We start from the raw sequence: 5,316 nt of genomic DNA, 5'->3' as shown, positions 1-5,316 counted from the left end.
ACCATGACTACGTCGTCCTGATCCCTGCCCCAGCTCGATTCGCCCTTGGACTCAAGCACGCCTATCACCTGAAAGGGTATGTTTTTTATTCTGATCGTCTCGCCCACGGGGTCGGAATATCCAAAAAGCTCTTGTGCCACGGTCGTCCCAAGTATGGCCACCTTGGCGGCGCTTCTTATGTCCTGCTCCGTGAAGGGACGCCCCAACTTCAGCTGCCAGTCGTTGACAACGAATACGCCTTCGGTGACGCCTGAAATTTGGGTTGACCAGTTTTGGTTTCCGTAGACCACCTGAGCTACCCCTGAGTATTGGGCCAGCACTTCTTCGATGGACGGACATTCCTCTTTTATGGCCGTGGCGTCGCTTAAAGTCAGCGAGGGGATGCTGCCGGCACCCATGCGGATGCCTCCCGAGGTTACCGTCCCGGGCCGTATCATGAGCAGATTGCTTCCCATGCTGGACATGACGCTTTTTATCTGAAAAGTAGCGCCTGCACCCAGCGCAAGCATAGCTATGACCGCCCCAACGCCTATGACTATGCCTAGCATGGCAAGGCCCGAGCGCATCTTGTTTGAAACTATGGCCCTGAAGGAAACGCGGCAGGTCTCGACAAAGGATATCATTCGGCACCCACCCGACTTTCGACTTTTTCCTTCGACCCGTCGCTCGATATCAAGCCGTCTAAAACACCTATGACCCTCTTTCCGTAGCTTGCGATGTTGCTATCGTGGGTCACGAGCACCACCGTTATGCCCCGTTTTTCGTTCAAACTCACCAACATTTCCATTACCTGAGCACCGGTCTTGGAATCCAGGCTTCCCGTCGGTTCGTCGGCCAAAAGAAGGGGGGCATCGTTCACCAGCGCCCTAGCTATGGCCACTCTCTGCTGCTGGCCTCCCGAGAGCTGGTTCGGCCTGTGATCGGCCCAATCAAGCAAACCCACCAGCTCCAGTGCCTCCTCGGCCTTTCGCTTTCGCTCTGCCGCTGGAAGTCCCGCGTAGAGCATGGGAAGCTCCACGTTTTCCATGGCATTCATCCTGGGAAGGAGGTTAAACCCCTGAAATATGAAGCCGATCTTTGCGTTTCTGACGCGGGCTAGCTCATCTCTCGTCATGTCGGTGATCTCCCTGTCGTCCAGAAGGTAGGAGCCGGACGTGGGTACGTCCAGAGCTCCCAATATGTGCATAAGGGTTGATTTGCCCGACCCCGAAGGACCCATTATTATCACGAATTCTCCCTTTTCGATAGAAAAGGAAACCCCCTTCAGGGCCTCGAACTCCACGCCGTCCATCCTGTAAACCTTTCGTACGTCTTTCACTTCTATTAACGCCATTTCCAACCCATCTCCCTAGAGGGGAAATCTCCTTGCGCTTGCCCTTCCCTTTGTGGAACCTGCTTCCTCGCCGATTATGACGCGATCGCCCTCTTTAAGATCGTCGCTTTTTATCTCCACATAAGCCCCGTCGGTTATTCCCGTCTCTACCTGTACGGGAAGGGGACGTCCCTCCTCCAACACCCAAAGGACCCGGCCTCGCAGGAGCTCTCCTTCGTAAGCGGAAGGCCTGTATCTGAAGGCAGCGCTCGGCACGGCCAGGACTTTCTCCTTTTTATCGGTAATTATGGTCACGTTTGCCGTCATGCCGGGTTTTAACATCAAATCGGGATTGGACACGTCGATAATCACAGGATAGGTTACCACGTTTTCGACGACGCTCGATGCTATCCTCACCTGCTTTATCCTGCCCGAAAAGACGGCGTTGGGGTAGGCATCGACTGTGAAGGTCACCTCCAGTCCTTCTCTCACGTTTCCTATGTCGGCTTCGTCCACGTTGGTCTCTATCTGCATCTTGGTGAGGTCCTGAGCTATGGTAAAAAGCGTAGGCGTCTGAAAGCTCGCCGCCACGGTCTGCCCTGCGTCCACGTCGCGGGAGACCACTATGCCGTCGACGGGAGAGTAGATCCTGGTGTAGCCGAGGTCGGTCTCGACCTTCTTTAATGAAGCCTGAGCCTGAAGGACGTTCGCATCGGCCTCGCTCACACCTGCCACTGCAAGGTCGTAGTCGGTCTGGGCAGAATCGAGGTCGCTCCTTGCGATTAAGTCCCTCTCCCAGAGCATCTTCTGGCGGTCGAGGTTTCTTTTCGCATCGGCAAGGGTGGCCTGTGCCCTCTGCAGCCCGGCCTTTGCCTGCATGAGGTTGGCCTTTGCCTGTTCCACCTGGGCTTCAAAGGTGGTGGGATCTATGAGGGCTATTATCTGCCCCTTATGCACGGTGGAGTTGTAATCTGCATAGATTTCCCTTATAGTCCCGGAGACCTGAGTTCCCACTTCTACGGTCGTCACCGCCGAAACGTTTCCTATGGCAGTCACGAAAGAAGAGATATCGCGCCTTTCGACGGGCGCCATATCGTAGTTTACGCCCTCCTTCCTGCTAAAAACCCCCCTGCCAAAGACAGCGAAAAGCACCGCTCCTATGACGAGGACAAATAACATCTTCTTTTTCACGGCAAATTCTCTCCCATCGCACTTTTAAGCGTAATTTCGGCCATCCTGTAATCGTAAAGGGCCTGAACGTAATTTCTCCTGGCGTCGTTTAAAGCCACCGTGGCATCCGTAACCTCGATGGGGCTTCCAACTCCCGCCTGATATCTTCCAAGGGCCAGCTCCAGGTTTTCCTCCGCCTGCCTGACCATTAGCCTGGACACTTCCACGCTTTCGCCGTATTCGATCAAGGAAAGATAACCCTCTTCGATTTCGAGGGAGATGTCGTTTCTCAAGGATGAAGTGGCCAACTTAACTTCCTCCAGGTTGGCGGCCGCTTCCTTCGTCTGATATTCCACGAGATACCCGTCAAAAAGGGGAATGCTCATGGTCACGCCGAAGTTCCATCCCTCATCCAGTGGAAAGTTTTCGCCTTCAAAGTTGTATGCTGCGTAGGCCGAAAGAGTCGGAGAATCGCCCCTGGCCGCAAGCTCCAGCGATTTTTGTGCCGCGACCTCGCCGGTTTCTTGAGCCTTGAGGTCCGGCCTGTTTTCAAAAGCCCTCGCCAGCGCCTCCTGTTTCGTTATATCGTAGGCCTTGAAGTCCATGTCGTCGGCTATGTCATAGGAGGGCGTGTCGGCAAAGCCCATGGCGTTGCTCAAGGTCTTCCACGCTATCTCAAGCGAGGACCTGGCCTTTATTAGCTCGAGGCGGGCGTTGCTCAAATCCACCTGCGCCTTCGTTACGTCGAAGCGGGGCGCCGTGCCTGCCTCGTAAAAGCCCTGAGCCTGCCTTAAGTGTTCCTCAAACTGTCTCACGGTATCCTCGGCCACGGAGACGTTTCTCTTAGCAGCCAGCACCCCGTAGTAGGCCTCCGAGACGCCGTAGGCAATATTTCTTTTCCTGTTGTCCGCCTCAAATCCTGTTGCCGTGACGTTTTCTCTCTCAATGCCTATCTTCCTTTCCCGCTGACCGAAGTCGGTTATAACTTGAGATAGGGAGATGTTGCTGGAGTAATTTGAGTGGGTGCTTCCGCCTGCTGGAGAGCTTCTCGAGTAGTTGGTGGATGCGGACAGCTCGGGGTAATTTTGCGACATTGCCTGGCCAACCCTGCTTTCCTGGGCTTCAACCTTCTTTTGAGCGCCCATGACGTCGGGATGGGCCTGAAGGGCTATCTCTATGCATTGTTCCAAGCTTAAAAGATCGCCCTCTTGTATCATTGAGGTCTCGGCCTGAGAAGGCAAGGGTTCGAATAAAGCTGCCGAATAAATAAAAATTGACGCCAAGGTTAATTTAGTTCGGGCCTTCAAATGTGTTTTGCTCCTTTCTATCTTTTTCTGTAATTTTATTTTAATATTTATGCAATGCAATCCGTACTTACGCTTACGCCTGTTTTAGCATTAATGTCCTGTTAAGGCCACTGAATTCTATAAAAAGGAGTGATGTAGGGTTGGACATAATGTCATTGCTGGGTAAAAGGGTCACCGAGAGGATCAAGCCTTCCGCCATCACGGAGATGATGATACTCGTAAAGAAACACAACGCAATCTCGCTGACGGCGGGCGAGCCCTCGAGCGAGATGTATCCCGTAGATTTGCTGCGGGAGACCATCGAGAGGGCTTTGAGGGATCCCGGAATCCTCAGCTACTATCCCCTTTCCACGGGGATAACGGAGCTTAGGGAATGGATAGCCGAATGGATGAAGGAAGACGGACTTTTGCCGCAAAGCTACGGCGGGGAAAACGTGATAATGACTAACGGGTCGCAAGACGGGCTTAACCTCGTTTCCGAGGCCTTCGTAGAGCCGGGCGACACCGTGCTGGTCGAAAATCCCACCTATCCGGAGGCCCTTCTTGCCTTCGGCAAGGAAGGGGCAAGGTTCGTAAGCGTTCCCGTCGACAAGGACGGCCCTATAGTCGAGGAAATGGAAAGGGTCTTATCTCAAAACAAGGTTAAACTCTTTTACACGATAGTGAACTTTCAAAACCCGTCGGGGTGCGTAACTTGCGATGAACGAAAGAGACGAATATTGGAGCTGGCATCGCGGTATGGCTTTTTGATCATAGAAGACGATCCCTACAGATACCTCAGGTACGAGGGGAAACACGAAGGGTCTTATATCAGCCTCGCCCAAGAAGAGGACAGGGTCATATATCTTGGAAGTTTCTCGAAGATCATAGCGCCGGGCATAAGGTGCGGATATATGGTCGTGCCCTCAAAGATTACATCTCAAATGGGAGAACTTGTGCTTGCGACGAAGCTGTCCCTTCCGGCATTTCTGCAGAGGGCGACCTGGGAGCTGTTGCGAAATATCGACATGAAAGCCCACCTTGCCAAGCTGGCCGATACCTACAGGACGAGAAGGGACGCTCTGCATCGCTTTTTGCAGGAAAAGACGGCGCCTCAGGGCATGACCTACGACCTGCCCAAGGGAGGGTTTTTCATCTGGGCCCGCGTGCCATGGCTGAAGGACTGCTTCGACTTTGCCAAATTTGCGGTGCTTGAAGAAAAGGTGGGAGTCGTGCCGGGGGCTGCCTTTTATCCCGACGTCTTGACTGCCGACAGATCCACCTTGAGGCTTTCCTTCGCGAAGGTCCCGCCGGAAACTGCCGAAGAGGCGGGCGAAAGGCTTGGGAGGGCTTTGGCCAGATATAAAGAAACCAGATAAAAAGACAAGGATACGAAGTTGGCCTCAAAGCATATGTTCGGCTTTGGGGCTAACTTTTTTCAGTTTAAGATACAGGATGCCATACCGATATTTCAACTACCAGAGATGCCTGTAAGCCTGCCCGCGCGGTCGCACGGCTAATACAATTACCGCATTAGCGGAGTTATCT

At 53.3% G+C, this 5,316-nt stretch carries 5 protein-coding genes; 1 reads left to right on the top strand and 4 read right to left on the bottom strand.

Annotation, left to right across the window (positions count from 1 at the left end; all coding sequences use genetic code 11):
* From Q7P41_RS08620 to Q7P41_RS08605, 4 genes are all read right to left on the bottom strand, one after another.
* The coding region (locus Q7P41_RS08620; RefSeq protein ID WP_303883502.1) for an ABC transporter permease at positions 1-623 on the bottom strand (623 nt) is incomplete at its 3' end.
* Positions 620-1,333, bottom strand: coding sequence for an ABC transporter ATP-binding protein (locus Q7P41_RS08615; protein ID WP_303883500.1), 714 nt, complete (start codon positions 1,331-1,333; stop codon positions 620-622). The genes Q7P41_RS08615 and Q7P41_RS08620, both read right to left, overlap by 4 nt.
* A 15-nt stretch (positions 1,334-1,348) precedes the next feature.
* Positions 1,349-2,503 carry an efflux RND transporter periplasmic adaptor subunit gene (locus Q7P41_RS08610; protein WP_303883499.1) on the bottom strand — a complete coding sequence of 385 codons (1,155 nt, stop codon included), beginning with the start codon at positions 2,501-2,503 and terminating at the stop codon, positions 1,349-1,351.
* Complete coding sequence (locus tag Q7P41_RS08605) at positions 2,500-3,789, bottom strand: TolC family protein (RefSeq protein ID WP_303883498.1); 1,290 nt, start codon at positions 3,787-3,789, stop codon at positions 2,500-2,502. Before Q7P41_RS08605 ends, Q7P41_RS08610 begins: the two co-directional genes overlap by 4 nt.
* A gap of 149 nt (positions 3,790-3,938) precedes the next feature.
* On the opposite strand from Q7P41_RS08605, the gene Q7P41_RS08600 reads away from it, so the two are divergent.
* Positions 3,939-5,147, top strand: coding sequence for a PLP-dependent aminotransferase family protein (locus Q7P41_RS08600; RefSeq protein WP_303883504.1), 1,209 nt, complete (start codon positions 3,939-3,941; stop codon positions 5,145-5,147).
* Positions 5,148-5,316: the final 169 nt, after the last annotated feature.

This window comes from Acetomicrobium mobile (assembly GCF_937920065.1).
Note: the sequence above shows the minus strand (reverse complement) of the source record. Positions and strands in the feature narration are given on the sequence as shown.

Excerpts from the sequence above, each read along its gene's own strand:
- Q7P41_RS08615 (WP_303883500.1), bottom strand. The coding sequence starts at position 1,333 with ATGGCGTTAATAGAAGTGAAAGACGTACGAAAGGTTTACAGGATGGAC.
- Q7P41_RS08600 (WP_303883504.1), top strand. The coding sequence starts at position 3,939 with ATGTCATTGCTGGGTAAAAGGGTCACCGAGAGGATCAAGCCTTCCGCC.